Origin of the sequence: Porphyrobacter sp. LM 6, from assembly GCF_001720465.1 — a bacterium.
In the GTDB taxonomy this organism is placed as follows: domain Bacteria; phylum Pseudomonadota; class Alphaproteobacteria; order Sphingomonadales; family Sphingomonadaceae; genus Erythrobacter.
This window is the reverse complement of record NZ_CP017113.1, coordinates 1514166-1532331: the sequence shown is the minus strand read 5'-3', so window position 1 is coordinate 1532331 and position 18166 is coordinate 1514166. Positions and strand designations below refer to the sequence as shown.

Below are 18166 nucleotides of genomic sequence, written 5' to 3'. Positions count from 1 at the left end.
GAACAAGCCGCACCCCCGCCCGCCCCGCTCAGGCGGCGCGGGCGAAGGTGGCCGGGTCCATGTCAGCCTCCAGATCGAGCGCATATTCGACCGAATCGACCATGCCTCCGCGCGCCAGGCTGTGGCGCTTGGCGATCTGTCCGGTGGGCGCAAAGCCGAGCTTCCTCAGGACCTTGCCCGATGCCGGATTGTCGATGAAGTGGCCCGCAACCACGCGGCGGTGGCCGAGCGTGCGCGCGATCTTGAGCACCGCGCCCGCCGCTTCGGTGGCGTAGCCGCGCCCCCAATGCTCGCGCGCGATCCAGTAGCCGAGCTCGGGCTGGCCGTCATGCTCGCCCATTCCGGCGCTGCCGATCACGCCCTTGCCGGGGATCGTGACGAGGAAGTGCGGCAGGCGCGTATCCTGCGGGAGCGCGGCAAAGGCGCGCGCATCATCGATACGATAGGGCCACGGCGCGCGCGCAAGATTGCGCACGATGCCCTCGTCGCCGATCCCTGCGAGAATCGCGCCGCAATCCTCGGGGAAAGCGGGTCTCAGGAACAGTCTTTCGCTGCGATGGAACACAAGCGTTCTCCCTACCTCGCCCCGCGCTGCCACTAGCGACAGCGCGTGACACTTTCATTGCCGCGAACCTTTGGAATTCCGCGGTTTTTCGAGGGAGAATGCAAAAAGGGAGACGGACCCCCTCTGGTGAGGACGGTCCTGTCTCCCTCAAGTGGTCGGTCTTTCACCGACCGGGACCGTCCTTACCGGACGATCCCTTTATCGAATCGTCCGCTTACTCTGCGGCTTCGGCCATCGCGTCTACGCTGACGTATTTGCGGCCGAGCTTGCCCGAGTGGAATCGCACCACGCCGGCATCGAGCGCATAGAGGGTATGGTCCTTGCCCATGCCCACGTTCACGCCCGGGTACACGCGGGTGCCGCGCTGACGGATAATAATGTTGCCGCCGATCACTTCCTGACCGCCGAACTTCTTCACGCCAAGGCGACGACCGGCCGAATCACGACCGTTACGCGACGAACCGCCTGCTTTCTTATGTGCCATGGTTCAGTCGCTCCTTATTCGGCCGAGGCAGCCGCTTCAGCGGCTTCGGTCTTGGTCTTCTTGGCAGCGGCCTTCTTGGCCGGCTTCGCTTCGCCCGCGCCAACGGCGGTGATGCGCAGCAGGGTCATCTGCTGGCGGTGGCCGTTCTTGCGACGATAGTTGTGGCGGCGACGCTTCTTGAAAACGATCACCTTCTCGCTCTTGGCCTGCGCGATGATTTCCGCCGAAACGGTCACCGACTTGGCATCGGCAAGGGTCTCGCCTTCACCGGCCAGCAGGACATCGCCCAGCGTGATGGTGTCGCCGGCTTCGCCCGCGAGCTTTTCAACGGCAATCTTGTCTCCGGCGGCAACCCGATATTGCTTGCCGCCAGTGCGCACTACAGCGAACATGGCTTTATACTCTCAAGTCTGTGCTGGTCCGGATGGTCAGGCAATGCCTTGCCAACCGAACGGCAATGCGAGGCTTGCGAAGGTGCAGCCCCGGAAAGATGCGTGCCGTTAGGGGAAAGGCGCTGCCAAGTCAACGCCCGAGCGGGCCGTCCGATGCCAAAAAGTAGGATGCCGGATTCTGACAGTCGCCTTTGCCAATGGCAGGTGGCATGGTAACGCAATACGGGATCTTTATGAACGCGCGTCTGAAACATTTTGCGATTGTCGGGCTGATGGCGGGCCTTTCGGCCTGTTCGGCCAATGGCGACCGCTATCCCTCGCTTGCGCTCCGCCCGTTCGAGACTGCGCCGCCCGCGCCGCCCGCTGCAAAGCCTGCCGAACCGATTCGCCCGCTGATCGACGATGCGGGCCTTACCGCGATCCTTTCGCGTGCGAGCAGCGCCCATGCCGCCTTCTCCGGCAAGGAAGCCACCGCCCTGCGACTCGCGCGCGCTGCCACCGGACAGTCGATCGAGAGCAACGCCCGCGCCGCCGCGCTGGTTGCGATGGCTGAACTCGCCTCCGCCCGCGGGACGACCGCAACCGTTCTCGCCGAACTCGACGATCTGGCCGCCCGCAGCGCCACGACCTTTGCGCCGACGCAGGGGATTGATGCCGCCCGCGCGCAGGTCACCGCCATGGTCGCCGCCGAAGACGCGGCGATGGCAAAGCTCTGGGAGGTGATGGGAACGTGAACCTCGCGTGCAGCACCTGCCCCGTCAAGGACACCGCCGCCTGTGCGGTGCTGACCCCTGAAGAACGCGAAGCCATGGCTGCCGCCGGGCGCACGCGTGTGCTCAAGCGCGGCGAGATGCTGTTCGCAAGCGGCGACGAGGAAGCCGCCTGTGCCACCCTGCTGACCGGCGCGCTCAAGGTTTCGGCGGTCGATCAGGACGGCAACGAACAGATCCTCGCACTGGTGCACCCGGCGGGTTTCATCGGCGAGCTGTTCGCGCCTTTCGCGCATCACGATGTCGTGGCGCTGACCGAAAGCCGGCTGTGCACCTTCGCGCGCCGCGATATCGAGCGCGCCATCGAAGATTATCCCGCGCTTGCCCGTGCGTTGCTGCGCCGCAGCCAGGCGGATCTACTCGCCACCCGCACGCTGCTCGAATTGACCGGCCATGCCAGCGCGGAGGCGCGCCTTGCCGCCCTGCTCCACGATTTCGCCGCCGCCGCGAGCGACAGCTCGTGCCATCTTGCCCCCGCCTTCGAATTACCGCTGACCCGCGGCGAGATTGCCAGCATGCTCGGCCTGACGATCGAAACCGTCAGCCGCAAGCTCGGCGAATTGGAGGACATGGGTGCGATCCGGCGCGAAGGCAAACGCGGTATCGTGCTGTGCGATGCGGCGCTGCTCCACGAAATATCGGGGCGGTAAGCCAAGGCCCACCGCCCCGCAGTCGGGGAGCAAACTTGTAGAGCGCCGGTCAGGCGACGATTGCGGCGATCACCGCGATCGACAGACCCCAGACCACCAGCAGCACCGGCAGGATCAGCACCTGAATGGTCGCATCCTTGGGAGCGAGACGGCCGGTGTGGGTCATCACGCCGCGCGTTTCGAATTCGCCGAGCGTCTGCGGTTCGGACGCATTGCCCGCCAGCCGCGTCCAGATCGCCGGAACGCCGAAGCCCGCAGCAATCAGCAGCACGATGATCGCCATCGGGATTGCCAGCACCGGATTGGCAAAGGCGCTGCCGACGATCACCAGAAAGCCGAGATAGCAGGCAATGGTCGCGGCATAGAGCGCGGTCGGCAGGCCGAAATTGCGGTCCTTCTCGACCTGATGGCGCGCCGCGACTTCGCCCGGCTGGCCCACCAGGCGGGCCTCGCCGCGGGCGAGATGATCGTGAAGCATGTGGCTCATGAGTGATCCTCCTTGTGTTGGAGGATGATTAGCGGGCCGGCGGCGGGCCTGCTTTGACGCGGATCAAATCACCGCTGCCAGCGCGCCAGATCGCTATGATCCTGTTCGCGCGGCTCGATCCAGTGCCAGCCGTCCGCCCGCTTCTCGCGCTTCCAGAACCAAGCGGCGCTTTTCAGGTGATCCATGCAGAAATCGACCGCGTCGATCGCGTCGCGGCGGTGGAGTGCTGCGGCCGAGACACAGACGATTGGCTCCCCCGGGCGCATCATCCCGACCCGGTGGACCATCAACAGCCCCATCAGATCGAATCGCTCGAACGCACGGTCGGCCAGTTCGTGCATCCCCGGCAGGGTCAGCGGTTCGTAATGCGTCAGTTCCAGCGCCTCTACGCCTTCATCGTAGCGAACCTCGCCAACGAAGGTGCACACCCCCCCAAGGCCGGGATTGGCATTGGTGAACGGCCCGATCAGCGTGCCGGGAATGAACATCTGATCGAGCAGGCGGATATCGCGCATCGGCATAGAGTCAGCCACCCGAAACGGGGGGCAGCAGGGCGATCTCGTCGCCCGCGCTGGCCTGCAATGCGCTCTTGTCGGCCACCAGCGCGCCGTTCAGCGCCGCACGGTTCCTCGGATCATCCAGCACCGCCGCCAGGGCTTCGGGAAGGCCTGCCTTGAGGCCCGCCCAGTCAAGCGGCGCAGCAAGCTGGAGCGTCGGCGCGCCCGCCAGATCGGCAAGCTTGCCAAGCAGCACGATGGTGACCACGCGTCCTAGCCCCCCGTCATCGACATATGCCGCGCCAGCGCCGGATCGGCCCCGCGCGTGTCCATGCGGAAGTGGTGCATCTCGGGCTTGATCCTGAGCGCTTCATCGAGCGCGGCGGCGAGGTTAGCCTCCGGCGCGTCAGACCGCAGCGCGGCGCGCAAATCGACCCGCTCGCCCCCGCCGAGGCAGGGATAGAGCTGGCCGGTGGCGGTCACCCGCAGGCGGTTGCAGCCCGAACAGAAATTGCCCGTGTGCGGCGTGATGAAGCCGAGCCTGCCGCCGGTTTCGGCGATCTCATCATAACGTGCCGGCCCGCCGGTCGAATAGGCAAGCGGCTTCAAAGTCCAGCGCTCCTCAAGCCGCGCGCGCACGGTATCGAGCGGGAGATACTGGTCGAGCCGTTCTTCCTCGACATCGCCCAGCGGCATGACCTCGATCAGGGTCACGTCATGGTCCTGCTGATGCGCCCAGGCGATCAGATCGGGCAGCTCGTGCTCGTTGGTGCCTTTGAGCGCCACCGCGTTCAATTTGACCTTGAGCCCCGCCGCCTTGGCCGCAGCAATCCCTTCGAGCACCTGCGGCAAGCTGTCGCGCCGGGTCAGCGCGGCGAAGGTTTCGCGGTCGAGCGTATCGAGCGAGACATTCACCCGCTTCACCCCGGCCTTGGCCAGCGCCTCGGCATGGTTCGCAAGCTGGGTGCCGTTTGTGGTCAGCGTCAGCTCGGTCAGATCATGCCCGAGCCTGCGGCCGAGCGCGGTGAACAGATCGATGATGTCGCGCCGCACCAGCGGCTCGCCGCCGGTGATGCGGATCTTGGTCACCCCGCGGGCGATGAAGCCGGTGGCGAGATCATAGAGCTCCTCGAGGCTCAGGACTTCCTTCTTGGGCAGGAAGGTCATGCGCTCGGGCATGCAATAGGAACAGCGCAGGTCGCAGCGATCTGTCACCGACAGGCGCAGATAGGTGATGCGCCGCTGGAAGCGGTCGATCAGCGGCGGCGCGGCCTCGGCGGCATCGCGCAGCACGATCAGATCAGGCTTGCGGGGAGAAACAGGCGGCACATTATCATTCATGACACACGAGATAATGCCCTGTCACGCCCGGCGCATCTGACAAAAAGCGTAACGTTGCCTCAAGCGCTTCGCCGGGATTGCCCGCAACCACATTGACCCGCTGCGGCGTGGCGGCGCGCGCCAGATCGCGGGCCAGCGCGAGGCGCCAGTCGCGGTGATCATGGGCGGCGGGCGGGAGGATGATTGCCAATGCGCTCACCCCCGGCTCGGTCAAGGCGTCGCGCGCAGCGACGAGGTGGTGCATCATGAAGGCTTCGGCCGCATCGATGGCGGCCTCGGGCAGCGCGGCGATGGCGATCTGCCGCATCATCGCCTTATGCGCCGTGGCCTGCCGGGCGTTCGCGGTGGAGGGTAATACCGATCTGCTCGCCCGCTTCGGCAATCGCCAGCTTGACGATCTTGACCGTCACCGCCTCGACCTTTGCGTCCTGCACGAACAGCGTCTGGCAGATGTGATCGGCGACCGCCTCGATCAGCGTGAAATGCACGCCCTTGGGCAGCCCGCCTGAGGCCGCGAACTTCAGGTCCATGTAGTTCTTGGACGCATCGAGCGGCGTTTCGGGATCATAGCGATCCGCGATCGCATAGCGCGCCGCAATCGAGATGCGCAGCGGCTGCGGCTTGCCGGTTTCTTCCGAATAGATGCCGGTCAGCACGTCGACGACGAGATCGTTGACTTCAAGGGTAAGCGAATCACTCATGGGGGGCCTTTAGCGGGGATTGCTCCAACGCGCGAAGATTGCGGTCGGCAGCAGCCTACCGCCCTCTCCTTCCTCCCGCACCGCAAGGTCGCCGTGTTCGATCTGGCCGGGCAGACCACGCAGCGCCTCTTCCAGAAGCCCGGCAATCGCAAGGCTGCTCATCCGCACGGCATAGACGGTGAGGAAGAGGAAGCGGCTCTCGCTATCCAGCAGCTTGGCGCAATCGGCGATAAGGCCGGGGAGGTGTTCCTCCAACCGCCACACCTCGCCATCTGGCCCGCGCCCGAACTTGGGCGGATCGAGGATAATCCCGTCATAGCGCCGTTCCCGCCGCACCTCGCGCGCGGTGAACTTCGCTGCATCGTCAGTGAGCCAGCGGATCGGGCGGTCTGTCATGCCGGACAGCGCAGCATTCTCGCGCGCCTGCGCCACAGACTTTTTCGAGGCATCGACGTGCGTCACCTTGCCGTGGCGCGACAGCGCCAGCGTGCCGAGGCCGGTATAGCCGAACAGGTTCATGGTCTCGGCAGCGTCCATCCCGTCGATCTGGCCGCGCATCCAGTCCCACACCGGGGCCATGTCGGGGAAGAATTGCAGGTGACGGAAGGGAGTCGGGCGGGCGGTGAAGTGCACCTCGTTCCACGCCAGCTTCCAGCCTTCATCGGGCAGTGAATGCGTAAACTGCCAGCGCCCGCCGCCGTCCTCGTCCGATCCGGGGATGAACTCGCCCGCCGCCGGCCATTCCGGCAAACGCGGTTGCCACATCGCCTGCGGTTCGGGGCGGATGAAGCTGTAGGGGCCGAACGCCTCCCACTTGCGCCCCGCCCCGCTGTCGAGGAGGCGGTAAGAGTCCCACCCGGTGCATTCCATCACCAGCGGTTGCTGGATGAGGTGTGCCATCAGCGCTGTGCGCCCGCCGCGTGGCCCAGCACGTGATCGCGGGTGGCGGCATAATCGCCCGCCAGCTCGACCATGCTCTCCTCGCGCCCGAACAGGTCGCCGACCCGCGCGGGCAGCGCCGGACGGACGCCGGTGGCGCGTTCAACCGCATCGCGGAACTTGGCGGGGTGTGCGGTGGCAAGCGTTACCAGCGGCACGCCTGCCGGCACGCCGCCCGCGCCTGCGATCACCTGCGCGCAGTGCAGGCCAACGCCGGTGTGCGGATCGATCACCTGCCCCGCATGGCGATAGGCCCATTGCAGCGCCCGCGCGGTTTCGGCTTGGTCGGCCCGCGCGCTGGTGAACAGCGCTGCGGCACCTTGTCCTTGCGCATTGGTGAGCTGCATCGTCTTGGAGGCTTCGAAGGCGCGCATCTGTTCGGCCAGAGCCGCGCCATCGCGTCCGCCGCAATCGAACAGCAGGCGTTCAAAGTTCGAGGACACCTGAATGTCCATCGAGGGGGTGATGGTCGGGGTTACGCCGCCCGCCGAATAGTCCCCGCTCGAAAGCGCGCGGTGGAGAATGTCGTTGATGTTGGTGGCGACGATCAGCCGCTCGATCGGCAGGCCCATCTTGGCCGCGACATAGCCCGCGAACACGTCACCGAAATTGCCCGTCGGCACCGAATAGGCGACCGTGCGGTCAGGCGCGCCCAGTTGCAGCGCGGAGGCGAAGTAATAGACCACCTGCGCCATCAGCCGCGCCCAATTGATCGAATTGACCGCGCCGAGGTTGAGGGTCTGCGTCACGTCCGGATCGGTGAACATCCGCTTCACGTGCGCCTGCGCGTCATCGAAGCTGCCCTCGATCGCGAGGTTGTGGACGTTGGGCGCGAGCACCGTGGTCATCTGGCGGCGCTGCACATCGCTCACCCGGCCCTTGGGATGGAGCATGAAGATTTCCACGCGGTCGAGCCCGGCCACCGCCTGGATCGCGGCCGAGCCGGTATCCCCGCTGGTCGCGCCGACGATGGTCAGCCGCTCGCCCCGGCGTTCGAGGAAGGTCTCGAACAACCGCCCGAGCAGTTGCAGCGCCACATCCTTGAAGGCCAGCGTCGGACCGTGGAACAGTTCGAGCAGCCAGTGCTGCTGATCGAGCTGAACCAGCGGGGTGACAGCGGCATGGCCGAAGTCGCCATAGACCTTGTGGCACAGGCCGAGCAGCTCGTCCTCGGTCAGGCTGCCCGCCACGAAGGGTGCCATGATCCGTGCGGCGAGATCGGGATAGGCAAGGCCGCGCATCGCCCTGATCTCGGCTGCGCTGAAACGCGGCCATTCGACAGGTACATAGAGGCCGCCATCGCTGGCGAGGCCCGCCAGCGTCACCCCTTCGAAATCGAGCGCCGGCGCGCTCCCGCGTGTCGAGACGTATTGCATGGGAGCGCCGGTTAGCCGCGACGGCGCCTTAATGCCAGCACGTAGATGACCAGAGCGGTCGCGGCGAAGAAGAACCACTGCACGGCATAGGCGAGGTGGTTGTTAGGCAGATCGCCCGGATCGGGGGCGGCGTTGGCTTCGAGGCCAGCGAGCGGCGGATCGGCGACGATCTTGAATCCGAGCTCACCAGTCGGAACGACGGTGCCCGCGACGAAGCCGCCTTGCCACTCCACCGCATCGGGCGAGCGCGACCAGCCAAGCACGACGTCAGCGGGCGCAAGGACATAGTCCGGCAAGTCAGGAGCAGTCTTTGCAACCTCGGCGAACTTGGCGATTTCCTCATCAGTCATGCGTGCCGAACCCGAGTGCTTCGCGAACACCTCGTCAAATTCTCTGGCGGCGTCTTCGGTCGTTGGCCATTTTCCTCCGATCGTGCAGCGCGCAACATGCACCCAGCCATTCTGGCCTTTTGCGTTACGGCCAGACACCGTCGTTTGAGCGGTGGGATCGGCGCAGTATTGGATCGTTTTGGTGAAAGCCGCTTCGGGCGAGGGAGGCGAGATGAACTGAAACCCTTCCTGCGCCTGCGCCGCCTCATACCGCGCGATCAGCGCCTCTTTCTCGGTTTTGCGCTGGAGCTGCCAGATGCCGAGCCCCACCATCGTCAGCGCGGCGGCGATCACCACGATCGTCGAAAATATCGGCACACGGCGGGCGGTCATTGGGCGCGTTCCTCGTATTGGTGATAGACCCACATGGTCTTGTAGAGCCTGAGACCCCCGATCACGGTGCCGACTGTCAGCGGTGCCCAGAACACGAGGCTGGCCCACAACGGCGGGCGGAGCCACTCGTCAACGCCCAGCGCGGCGAGGATCAGCACCAGCGCCAGCACCATCGTCACCACGCCGACGAACCGGCCGCCCCGTTCGAGGCCCAAGATGTCGAGCCGGCAGGCCGAGCATTCGTCGGCAAGCTGTGCGGGTCCCTGAAACAGCGTCGGCGCGCCGCAGCGGGGGCACAAACCGGAAAGGGCAGCCGAGACCAATCCCGGCTGCCCCTTCTGTTCATCCGGACCGGAAGGCCCAGCGTTCATCAGTGGTATTGGGCGCCCCAGCCGCCCCACACGTAGACGGCAACGAACAGGAACAGCCACACCACGTCAACGAAGTGCCAGTACCACGCGGCCGCTTCGAAGCCGAAGTGCTGGCGCGGGGTGAAGTGGCCCTTGTAGGCGCGGAACAGGCAGACCGAGAGGAAGATCGTCCCGATCAGCACGTGGAAACCGTGGAAGCCGGTCGCCATGTAGAAGGCGCTCGAATAGGTGTTGCCGCCGAAGCCGAACGGCGCGACCGAATATTCGTAAGCCTGGATCGCACTGAACAGCGCGCCGAGCGCGATGGTCGCCCACAGGCCCTGCTTGAGGCCGGTGCGGTCACCATGGATCAGAGCGTGGTGCGCCCAGGTCACCGTGGTGCCCGAGCACAGCAGGATCAGGGTGTTGAGCAGCGGCAGCGCGAAAGGATCGAGCACTTCCATGCCTTCGGGGATGAACTGTGCGATCGCCCCATCCTGACCGAACAGGCTGGTGGTCGCACCGGTCTCGTGATCGAACTGCAGCGCGGTCGGGAACAGCGCGAAGTCGAAGAAGCTCCAGAACCAGCCGACGAAGAACATCACTTCGGAGGCAATGAAAAGGATCATCCCGTAGCGCAGGTGCAGCTGCACCACCGGAGTGTGATCGCCGCGCTGGGCTTCGTTCACGATGTTCTTGAACCACATGAAGAAGGTCGCGATCAGGCCCGCAAGGCCTGCCCACATCACGACGCTGGAGGCCGCACCGAACAGGTCGGGGTGCCAGCTAAGCACCATGCCGCTGGTGAAGGTGAGCGCCGAAATCGAGCCGATCAGCGGCCAGATATCGGGTTCAAGAATGTGGTAATCGTGGTTTGCCTTGCCAGCCATTGGTCGTTCCCGTCCCTGGGTTGTGCGTCAAAGGTTCAGTTGGTGCCCGAGGCCGCCGGGTTTACCGGCTCCTTGGTGCGGTGAAAAGTGTAGCTGAGCGTGATCTGCTCCACGCCCTTCATGTTCGGATCATCCAGCATCGCCGGATCGACGAAATAGAGCACCGGCATGGTCACTTCCTGCCCGGGTGCGAGCGTCTGCTCGGTGAAGCAGAAGCACTGGATCTTGTTGAAGTACTTGCCGGCCTGCTCGGGCTCGACATTGAAGGTCGCCATGCCGGTGATCGGCTGGGTGCTGACGTTCCTGGCGACATAGGTCGCAATATCGCGCTCGCCGATGGTGACCGTGTCGGTCGCCTGCGAAGGCTCGAAGCGCCACGGCATATCGCTCGCGGTCGAAGCGTCGAAACGGATCGAGATTTTTTGCCCCGTTGCCGCTGCCGCCGCGCTTGCCGCCTTGCTCTCGCTTGCGATCATGGTCGTCCCGCCGAAGCCGGTGACCTGGCAGAACAGACGGTAGAGCGGCACCGAGGCATAGCCGAGGCCGAGCATCGCCAGCGCGCCCGCAAACGCCATCAGCCCGACGCGCAGATTGCGCCGGGCGGTGTCGTCAGCCACGGGTGCGAGGCTCGCCATCAGCCGCCCTGCCCGATCCGGACCATCGTGATCGCGTAGAACAGGATCACGAAGAACAGCAGCGTGCCCGCAACCACCAGGTTGCGCGCCTTGCGGCGGCGGAGGAATTCGGCCTCTTCTTCGGGCGTCATGCGATCCACCCCTGATAGGCGGCGATGCGGTCGGCCACGAGCGCGGCGAACAGCACGAAGAGATAGACGATCGAATACTTGAACAGCCGCTTTTCGGGCAGCATCGCGTCGGTCTCGGCGCGCATCCGGGTCGCAACCGGCAGCGCCAGCGCGACGAACAGGGCCGAGAGCACCACAGCGACCGAGCCGTAGATCCAGCTCGTCCCGCCAATCGCCCAGGGGGCAATCGCGATCGGGGCGAGCAGCAGAGTGTAGATCATGATCTGGCGGCGGGTAACCTTCTCGCCCGCGACCACCGGCAGCATCGGGATGCCGACCTTGGCGTAATCCGACTGCACGAACAGCGCGAGCGCCCAGAAGTGCGGCGGGGTCCAGAAGAAGATGATCGCGAACAGCAGCAGCGGCATTGCCGTGATGTCGCCGGTCACCGCAACCCAGCCGATCAGCGGCGGGAACGCGCCCGCGCCGCCACCGATCACGATGTTCTGCGGGGTGCGCGGCTTCAGCCACATGGTGTAGATGACAGCGTAATAGATGATCGCGCCCAGCAGCAGCGCGGCCGCCAGCCAGCCCACGGCAAGGCCCATCAGCACGATCGACACGCCCGACAGGAAGATGCCGAAATCGCGCGCATCCTCGCGCCGCATGCGCCCGCCCGGAAGCGGACGGTTCATGGTGCGCTTCATCCCGGCGTCGAGATCGGCTTCCCACCACATGTTGAGAACCGCCGAACCGCCCGCACCCATGGCGATGGCGAGGATGGCGGTGAAGCCCAGCACCGGATGGATGTTGCCGGGAGCCGCCAGCACGCCGCAGATCGCGGTGAAGATCACCAGCGTCATCACCCGCGGCTTGGTCAGCGTGAAGAAATCACGCCACTCCGTGGGCATCATCGCGGCAGTCTGGGGGGCAGTGCTGGCCATGTCCGTGTCGGTTCCATTGCGAAGGAGCGCGAGACCAAGCCCGCGCCCCTCCCGTTTGCTTTTGCTCCCGTGAAGGAGCCGATCAGGCCCCGTCCTTAAGCAGTCGCCGGACGGTGATCGTGATAGTCGTGCGCGTCGGTGATCACCGGCAGCGTTTCGAACTGGTGGTAGGGCGGCGGGCTCGGCAGGGTCCATTCGAGCGTCGTCGCGCCTTCGCCCCACGGGTTGGCTTCGGCCTTCTTGCCGGCAACCAGCGCGTAGAGGATGTTGACGAAGAAGAACACCATCGAGCCGGCCATGATGTAGTACCCGTAGGTGCTGATCTGGTGCCAGAAGGTGAAGGCTTCTGCGTAGTCCGGATAGCGGCGCGGCATGCCCTGCATCCCGAGGAAGTGCTGCGGGAAGAAGATCACGTTCACGCCGATGAAGAAGGCCCAGAAGTGCAGGTGCGAGAGGAACTCGCTGTGCATCCGGCCGCTCATCTTCGGGAACCAGTAGTAGAAACCGGCGAACAGCGAGAACACCGCACCCATCGACAGCACGTAGTGGAAATGCGCCACCACGTAGTAGGTGTCGTGCAGGTTGTCGTCGATGCCGCCGTTGGCGAGCACCACGCCGGTCACGCCGCCCACGGTGAACAGGAAGATGAAGCCCATCGACCACACCATCGGCGACTTGAACTCGAGGCTGCCGCCCCACATCGTCGCGATCCAGCTGAAGATCTTCACGCCGGTCGGCACCGCGATCACCATGGTGGCAGCGGTGAAGTACATCTTCGTGTTCACGTCGAGGCCCACGGTATACATGTGGTGCGCCCAGACGATGAAGCCGACCACACCGATCGCGACCATGGCGTAGGCCATGCCGAGGTACCCGAAGACAGGCTTGCGGCTGAAGGTGGCGACGATCTGCGAAATCATGCCGAAGCCCGGGAGGATCATGATGTAGACTTCGGGGTGGCCGAAGAACCAGAACAGGTGCTGGTAAAGCACCGGATCACCGCCACCGGCCGGATCGAAGAAGGTCGTGCCGAAGTTGCGGTCGGTCAGCAGCATGGTGATGGCCGCGGCCAGCACCGGCAGTGCCAGCAGCAGCAGGAAAGCGGTAACCAGCACCGACCATACGAACAACGGCATCTTGTGCAGGGTCATGCCCGGCGCGCGCATGTTGAAGATGGTGGTGATGAAGTTGGTCGCCCCCAGGATCGAACCGGCGCCTGCAAGGTGCAGCGAGAAGATCGCGAAGTCGACTGCCGGGCCAACCGACCCGCTGGTCGACAGCGGCGCGTAGACCGTCCAGCCGGTGCCCGCACCAGGGCCGGAACCGCCAGGGACGAACAGCGAGAACAGCAGGCTGAAGAAGCCAGCCACCGTCAGCCAGAACGAGATGTTGTTCATGCGCGGGAAGGCCATGTCCGGCGCGCCGATCATCAGCGGCACGAACCAGTTGCCGAAGCCCCCGATCATCGCCGGCATGACCATGAAGAACACCATGATCAGGCCGTGCGCGGTGATGAACACGTTCCACATGTGGAGCGCGGTGTTCAGATCGTTGCCGCCACCCATGAACTGGGCCCACCATTGCAGGTACTGGATGCCGGGCTCGGCCAATTCGACGCGCATGATGCCCGAAATCGCGCCCCCCACGATCCCCGCGATGATCGCGAAGATCAGGTACATCGTGCCGATGTCCTTGTGGTTGGTCGACATGAACCAGCGGGCGAAGAAGCCCGGCTTGTGATCGGCGTGATCGTGGGCGTCGTGCCCGTGATCGTGGCCGTGGGCGTCGAAGCCTTCTGCGGTGGTTGCCATGGTCAGCTACTCTCTGGGTTTATTCGTATGTCGGGTTCAGCGGGCGGCGGCCGGAGCGGCAGCAGCGGTCGCGGCAGCGGGCGCCGGAGCGGCCGCAGCATCGGCCGGCGCAGCAGCAGCGGGAGCTGCGGCTGCTTCGCCGGGCATGGAGCCGCCCTGCGCCTTGACCCATGCGGCGAACTCGGCGGGCGGCAGCGCCTCGACCGCGATCGGCATGTAGCCGTGACGTGCACCGCACAGCTCGGAGCACTGGCCGTAATAGACGCCCGGCTCCTTGATGGTCAGCAGCTTCTCGTTGAGACGGCCGGGAACGGCGTCCATCTTGAACCACAGTGCCGGCACCGAGAAGGCGTGGATCACGTCGGTCGCAGTGGTCTGGATACGCAGCGGCACGCCCGCAGGCACGACCATGCGGTTATCGACCGCCAGCTGGTGCGGCTCACCGCGCTTCAGCGCCTCGGCCTCGTCCAGCATGTTCGAGATCACTTCGATGTCGCCGTGATCGGGGTAGGTGTAACCCCAGTACCACTGGTAGCCGGTCGCCTTGATGGTGACGGCATCGGCCGGCGGGGTTTCGTACTGGCGCGCAAGCAGCGTGATCGAAGGCACGGCGATGATCACCAGGATGATCACCGGCACAATCGTCCAGACGACTTCGATCAAGGTGTTGTGCGTGGTCTTCGACGCCACCGGATTGGCGCGGCGGTTGAAGCGCACCACCACGTAGAGCAGAAGGCCAAGAACCAGCAGGCTGATCACGGTGATGACCGGCATCAGGATGACGTCGTGCATCCACAGCGCGTATTCGCCGTTGTCCGAATACTGGTCCTGGAAGGTCATGCTCTTGATCGGGTCGTCCGCGTAGGACGTCGGCATGCCCTTGCCCTCGGTCGGGGCCATCGGGGTGTAAGCGCTCGCGGCATCGGCCGGAGCGGCAGTATCGGCAGCGGGAGCCGCAGCGGCGGGCGCAGCCGTCGCTTCAGCGGTGGCCGCAACCGGAGCGGGCGCGGCGGCATCCTGCGCCGCCACAGTCATCGGCGCGAACGCCGCGAGCCCGGCAGCAACCGCCGCCAGAATAGCCTTTTTCATACGGGTGTCCCTCTGACCCATGATCATGTGTCCAAGTGGTTCGAATCTGATCCCATACTGCCCACCGCTCGGCCCCCTCGAGACCCACCGCAGACAGCGTTTGGCCGACCCTAGGGTCAGCTTCATCGTCGCCCTTAGCCGCGCTTGCCGAGGGCCTCAAGCGCTTCTAGGGAGAAAATTATGCAAGGAGCCATGTCCGGCGCGCAAGTCGGCAGCTTTCCGTATGTTTCTTAAGGAGTTCGCTAGTGAATCAAGATGAAGTCCTGGCGGAATTCCGCAGCTCCGGTGCGCTGCTGGAAGGCCATTTCAAGCTCTCATCGGGCCGCCACAGCGGGCATTATCTGCAGTGCGCCCGCGTGTTGATGAACCCCGCGAGGGCCGCGCGGCTGGCCGAAGCGGTGGTCGCCGGCATCCCCGCCGAAGTGCGCGAACAGATCGATGTCGTGGTCTCTCCGGCGATGGGCGGGATCATCATCGGGCACGAAGTCGGCCGCGCGATGGGGCTCGATGCATTGTTCCTCGAACGGCCCGACGGCGTATTCCACCTGCGCCGCGGATTCGCACTGGCCAAGGGCGCCAAGGTGCTGATGGTCGAGGATGTGGTCACCACCGGCCTTTCCAGCCGCGAAGCCATCGCCGCCGTGGCGCGCGAAGGTGGCGAAGTGATCGCCGAATGTGCGATTATCGACCGTTCGTGCGGTTCGGTCGATCTGGGCGTGCCGTTCTACCCGCTGCTCGCCATTGATTTTCCGACTTATGACGAATCCGACATCCCCGAGGCGCTGGCGGCCGTACCGGTAACCAAGCCCGGTAGCCGGAAGGAATGATTCTGACCCACGCCCCCTCCCACCTGCGCCTCGGCGTCAACATCGATCACGTCGCGACCATCCGCAACGCGCGCGGCGGGGATCATCCCGATCCGGTGCGTGCGGCGGAGATTGTTGCGGCAGTCGGCGGCGACGGGATCACCGCGCACCTGCGCGAAGACCGTCGCCATATCCGCGACGAGGATCTGGCACGCATTCAGGCGGCGACCAATCTGCCGCTCAACCTCGAAATGGCGGCAACGCCCGAGATGCTGGCCATCGCGCTGCGCCACAAGCCGCATGCGGCCTGCATCGTCCCCGAAAAGCGCGAGGAGCGCACCACCGAGGGCGGATTGGACGCGGCGGGGATGCACAACACGCTGGTGCCGATCGTCGAGGAACTGCGCGCCGCCGGCATCCGCGTCTCGCTGTTTATCGAGGCGGACGAGCGCCAGCTCGATGCCGCGCTACGGCTCGGCGCGCCGGTGGTGGAATTCCACACCGGCGAATATGCCCACGCCTTCCTTGATGGCGATGCCGAGCGCGTGACGCGCGAGTTGCGCCGCATCACTGACATGGCTGCGCTCGCCGCCAAGAACGGGATCGAGCCGCACGCGGGTCACGGCCTCACCTTCGAGAACGTGCAACCCATCGCCGCCATTCCCCAGATCGCCGAACTCAACATCGGTCACTATCTGATCGGCGAGGCGGTGTTCGTGGGCCTCGAAAACGCGATCCGCCGGATGCGCGAGTTGATGGACGAAGCCCGTTGAGCGATGCCGATCTCCCCGCCCTGACCGGCGAGCAGAAGCGCTGGGCCTTTGCGGCTGCCGCGCTGTTCCTGCTCGCTGTCGGATTTCTCGGCTTTGCCTTGAACACCGGGGTGATGGTGGTGTTCGCGGTCGGTTGGATCGCCTTGCAGATCTTCGGCTATGTCGGCGCGCTCAAGTTCGCCAAGGGCGATTTCGCGCATCCCCTGTTCAAGTCACAGGTGATGCTCCACGTCATGGCGCTGGGATTGCTGGCGGCGGTTATCCTGAGGGCGGTGCGATGAGCGAAAGTCCCAGGGCAAGGCGCCGTCGGCAAGTCGTGGAGAACTGGCGACTTGTGCAAAATGTGCTCTTTGCCGGGATGGTCATGCCGTTGGTCATGCCCTTCCTGTGGGGCTGGCCGGAACTGGTGGCGAAAGGTGAGATGACCTGGCTCCACATAGTCAAGATAGCGGCTGCGTTCTGGGCGTTCAGCGCGTTTGGTGGCGAAATCATCCGCCGCAAGTGCAACTGGGAAATCGGCGAACCCGCCTGCAAATGGATCTGGCAGAAATGATCATCGGCTTCGGATCAGACCTGTGCAGCATCGAGCGGATCGGCAATTCGCTGGCCCGCTATGGCGAGCGGTTCGAGAACCGCGTGTTCACCGATGTCGAAATCGCCAAGGCGCGCCGCCGGCCCTACACCATCGCCGGAACCTACGCGAAACGCTTCGCCGCCAAGGAGGCCTTTTCCAAGGCGGTCGGCACCGGCTTCAGGCGCGGCGTGTTCATGAAGGACATCGGCGTGGTCAACGCCCCATCGGGCGCGCCGACCCTCGCGCTCACGGGCGGGGCGGCAAAGCGGCTTGAAGAAATCACGCCAAAAGGCCATGAGGCGCGCATCCACCTCTCTCTCACCGATGATCACCCTTGGGCGCAGGCCTTTGTGATCATTGAAGCCATCCCTCTCTGATCGGCCCGGTATCATGGAAACCACCCACACCACGCACGCTCCCGAAAAGGTCAACTGGCTGGCGGAAATCCGCGGGCTTGCGATCATGCTGCTGGCGGTGCTCGCCTTCCACAGCCTCGTGGCCAAGCCGTTCTACATCCCCTCGACCTCGATGATGCCGACCCTGTGGGTGGGCGACCGGCTGGTGGTGAGCAAGTATCCCTATGGCTGGTCTTGGGCTTCGGCGAGCTTCCACCTGCTGCCGCGCAGCAGCTGGCGGGTGTGGGGCTCCACGCCGGAATATGGCGATATCGTGATTCCCGTGCACCCGACCCGCGACGAGGATTATATCAAGCGCGTGGTCGCCCTGCCGGGCGACACGATTGAAGTGCGCGGCGGCCAGATCATCCTCAACGGCAAGCCGATCAAGCGCGAGGTGGTGCCGCCTGTGCACCTGCCCTTCGAGCCCGAGCTGATGTGCCGCGGCGTGCCCTGCCTGTCCGCCTTCGATGCCTATCGCGAGTTCGGCCCCGACGGGAAGGAATACTTCGCCCCGCCCACCTGGCGCGAAACCCTGCCCAACGGCGCGACCTATCTGACGATCGACTACACCGACCAGCGGCTCGACAATTACGGGCCCAAGACCGTGCCTCAGGATGCCGTCTTCGTGATGGGCGACAACCGCGACGAAAGCGCGGACAGCCGTGCAGCAGCGGAGGAAAGCGGTCTGGGCGGGCCGGTGCCGCTGGCCAATATTGGCGGACGTGCGGAGTTTCTGACCTTCAGCCTCGACGGGTCGACCACCTGGAACCCGGCGACGTGGTTCTCGAGCCTGCGCGGCGATCGGGCCTGGACCACCTTGCGTCCGGCATTGGCCGAGGGTGCCGCGACCAAGTGAGCTGAA

General features: G+C 65.1%; 27 protein-coding genes. 8 read left to right on the top strand and 19 right to left on the bottom strand.

Going from position 1 to position 18166, the window contains the following annotated elements:
- Positions 1-28 precede the first annotated feature (28 nt).
- From BG023_RS07250 to rplU, 3 genes are all read right to left on the bottom strand, one after another.
- Positions 29-565, bottom strand: coding sequence for a GNAT family N-acetyltransferase (locus tag BG023_RS07250; RefSeq protein WP_069309867.1), 537 nt, complete (start codon positions 563-565; stop codon positions 29-31).
- 214 nt (positions 566-779) lie between these two features.
- Positions 780-1049 (bottom strand): 50S ribosomal protein L27, encoded by a 270-nt coding sequence (gene rpmA / locus BG023_RS07245; protein WP_066532346.1) that lies wholly within the window; start codon positions 1047-1049, stop codon positions 780-782.
- A 14-nt stretch (positions 1050-1063) separates the two neighbouring features.
- Positions 1064-1441 carry a 50S ribosomal protein L21 gene (rplU, locus tag BG023_RS07240; RefSeq protein ID WP_069309866.1) on the bottom strand — a complete coding sequence of 126 codons (378 nt, stop codon included), beginning with the start codon at positions 1439-1441 and terminating at the stop codon, positions 1064-1066.
- 233 nt (positions 1442-1674) lie between these two features.
- Here rplU and BG023_RS07235 point away from each other — a divergent pair, with 233 nt between their 5' ends.
- Complete coding sequence (locus BG023_RS07235; protein ID WP_150122818.1) at positions 1675-2175, top strand: hypothetical protein; 501 nt, start codon at positions 1675-1677, stop codon at positions 2173-2175.
- Complete coding sequence (locus tag BG023_RS07230) at positions 2172-2861, top strand: Crp/Fnr family transcriptional regulator (RefSeq protein WP_069309864.1); 690 nt, start codon at positions 2172-2174, stop codon at positions 2859-2861. Before BG023_RS07235 ends, BG023_RS07230 begins: the two co-directional genes overlap by 4 nt.
- Before the next feature lie 49 nt (positions 2862-2910).
- On the opposite strand, the gene BG023_RS07225 is transcribed toward BG023_RS07230, so the two are convergent.
- The 16 genes from BG023_RS07225 to coxB all read right to left on the bottom strand — a co-directional run bounded on the left by BG023_RS07225 (position 2911) and on the right by coxB (position 14753).
- Positions 2911-3348: a hypothetical protein gene (locus BG023_RS07225; RefSeq protein ID WP_069309863.1), complete on the bottom strand. Its 438-nt coding sequence runs from the start codon at positions 3346-3348 to the stop codon at positions 2911-2913.
- Positions 3349-3416: 68 nt separating this feature from the next.
- The gene (locus BG023_RS07220) at positions 3417-3863 is read right to left on the bottom strand and encodes a molybdenum cofactor biosynthesis protein MoaE (protein ID WP_069311191.1); all 447 of its coding nucleotides are present in this window, start codon (positions 3861-3863) and stop codon (positions 3417-3419) included.
- A gap of 10 nt (positions 3864-3873) precedes the next feature.
- Positions 3874-4113, bottom strand: coding sequence for a MoaD/ThiS family protein (locus BG023_RS07215; RefSeq protein WP_069309862.1), 240 nt, complete (start codon positions 4111-4113; stop codon positions 3874-3876).
- Positions 4114-4118: 5 nt separating this feature from the next.
- Positions 4119-5186, bottom strand: coding sequence for a GTP 3',8-cyclase MoaA (gene moaA / locus BG023_RS07210; RefSeq protein WP_083234597.1), 1068 nt, complete (start codon positions 5184-5186; stop codon positions 4119-4121).
- Positions 5179-5496, bottom strand: a complete 318-nt coding sequence (locus BG023_RS07205; protein ID WP_069309861.1) for a Rossmann fold domain-containing protein — start codon at positions 5494-5496, stop codon at positions 5179-5181. The genes moaA and BG023_RS07205 overlap by 8 nt, the downstream gene beginning before the upstream one ends.
- Positions 5497-5500: 4 nt before the next feature.
- Complete coding sequence (locus BG023_RS07200; RefSeq protein WP_069309860.1) at positions 5501-5887, bottom strand: dihydroneopterin aldolase; 387 nt, start codon at positions 5885-5887, stop codon at positions 5501-5503.
- 9 nt (positions 5888-5896) lie between these two features.
- The gene (locus BG023_RS07195) at positions 5897-6787 is read right to left on the bottom strand and encodes a class I SAM-dependent methyltransferase (protein ID WP_069309859.1); all 891 of its coding nucleotides are present in this window, start codon (positions 6785-6787) and stop codon (positions 5897-5899) included.
- Positions 6787-8202: a threonine synthase gene (gene thrC / locus BG023_RS07190; RefSeq protein ID WP_069309858.1), complete on the bottom strand. Its 1416-nt coding sequence runs from the start codon at positions 8200-8202 to the stop codon at positions 6787-6789. Before thrC ends, BG023_RS07195 begins: the two co-directional genes overlap by 1 nt.
- A gap of 11 nt (positions 8203-8213) precedes the next feature.
- Complete coding sequence (locus tag BG023_RS15060) at positions 8214-8924, bottom strand: SURF1 family protein (RefSeq protein ID WP_150122817.1); 711 nt, start codon at positions 8922-8924, stop codon at positions 8214-8216.
- Positions 8921-9295 carry a DUF983 domain-containing protein gene (locus BG023_RS15125; RefSeq protein WP_069309857.1) on the bottom strand — a complete coding sequence of 125 codons (375 nt, stop codon included), beginning with the start codon at positions 9293-9295 and terminating at the stop codon, positions 8921-8923. Before BG023_RS15125 ends, BG023_RS15060 begins: the two co-directional genes overlap by 4 nt.
- On the bottom strand, positions 9295-10164 hold the full coding sequence (locus BG023_RS07175) for a cytochrome c oxidase subunit 3 (RefSeq protein WP_069309856.1): 870 nt from the start codon (positions 10162-10164) through the stop codon (positions 9295-9297). The genes BG023_RS15125 and BG023_RS07175 overlap by 1 nt, the downstream gene beginning before the upstream one ends.
- Positions 10165-10199: 35 nt before the next feature.
- A complete protein-coding gene (locus BG023_RS07170) occupies positions 10200-10799 on the bottom strand; it encodes a cytochrome c oxidase assembly protein (protein ID WP_069309855.1) in 600 nt (199 codons plus the stop codon).
- The gene (locus BG023_RS15120; RefSeq protein ID WP_257784894.1) at positions 10799-10930 is read right to left on the bottom strand and encodes a hypothetical protein; all 132 of its coding nucleotides are present in this window, start codon (positions 10928-10930) and stop codon (positions 10799-10801) included. The genes BG023_RS07170 and BG023_RS15120 overlap by 1 nt, the downstream gene beginning before the upstream one ends.
- On the bottom strand, positions 10927-11853 hold the full coding sequence (locus BG023_RS07165; protein ID WP_069309854.1) for a heme o synthase: 927 nt from the start codon (positions 11851-11853) through the stop codon (positions 10927-10929). Before BG023_RS07165 ends, BG023_RS15120 begins: the two co-directional genes overlap by 4 nt.
- Positions 11854-11948: 95 nt before the next feature.
- Entirely contained in the window at positions 11949-13664 is a 1716-nt protein-coding gene (gene ctaD, locus BG023_RS07160) for a cytochrome c oxidase subunit I (protein WP_069309853.1), read from the bottom strand.
- Positions 13665-13700: 36 nt separating this feature from the next.
- Positions 13701-14753, bottom strand: coding sequence for a cytochrome c oxidase subunit II (gene coxB / locus BG023_RS07155; RefSeq protein WP_069309852.1), 1053 nt, complete (start codon positions 14751-14753; stop codon positions 13701-13703).
- A gap of 245 nt (positions 14754-14998) precedes the next feature.
- On the opposite strand from coxB, the gene pyrE reads away from it, so the two are divergent.
- The 6 genes from pyrE to lepB are packed head-to-tail and all read left to right on the top strand — an operon-like array spanning position 14999 to position 18160.
- On the top strand, positions 14999-15580 hold the full coding sequence (pyrE, locus tag BG023_RS07150; protein WP_069309851.1) for an orotate phosphoribosyltransferase: 582 nt from the start codon (positions 14999-15001) through the stop codon (positions 15578-15580).
- Positions 15577-16332, top strand: coding sequence for a pyridoxine 5'-phosphate synthase (locus tag BG023_RS07145; protein WP_069309850.1), 756 nt, complete (start codon positions 15577-15579; stop codon positions 16330-16332). Before pyrE ends, BG023_RS07145 begins: the two co-directional genes overlap by 4 nt.
- Positions 16329-16613: a pyridoxal phosphate biosynthetic protein gene (locus BG023_RS07140; protein ID WP_069309849.1), complete on the top strand. Its 285-nt coding sequence runs from the start codon at positions 16329-16331 to the stop codon at positions 16611-16613. Before BG023_RS07145 ends, BG023_RS07140 begins: the two co-directional genes overlap by 4 nt.
- Positions 16610-16885, top strand: a complete 276-nt coding sequence (locus BG023_RS07135; RefSeq protein WP_150122816.1) for a hypothetical protein — start codon at positions 16610-16612, stop codon at positions 16883-16885. Before BG023_RS07140 ends, BG023_RS07135 begins: the two co-directional genes overlap by 4 nt.
- Entirely contained in the window at positions 16882-17283 is a 402-nt protein-coding gene (gene acpS, locus BG023_RS07130; RefSeq protein WP_069311189.1) for a holo-ACP synthase, read from the top strand. Before BG023_RS07135 ends, acpS begins: the two co-directional genes overlap by 4 nt.
- 13 nt (positions 17284-17296) lie before the next feature.
- Positions 17297-18160, top strand: coding sequence for a signal peptidase I (gene lepB / locus BG023_RS07125; protein ID WP_069309847.1), 864 nt, complete (start codon positions 17297-17299; stop codon positions 18158-18160).
- Positions 18161-18166: the final 6 nt, after the last annotated feature.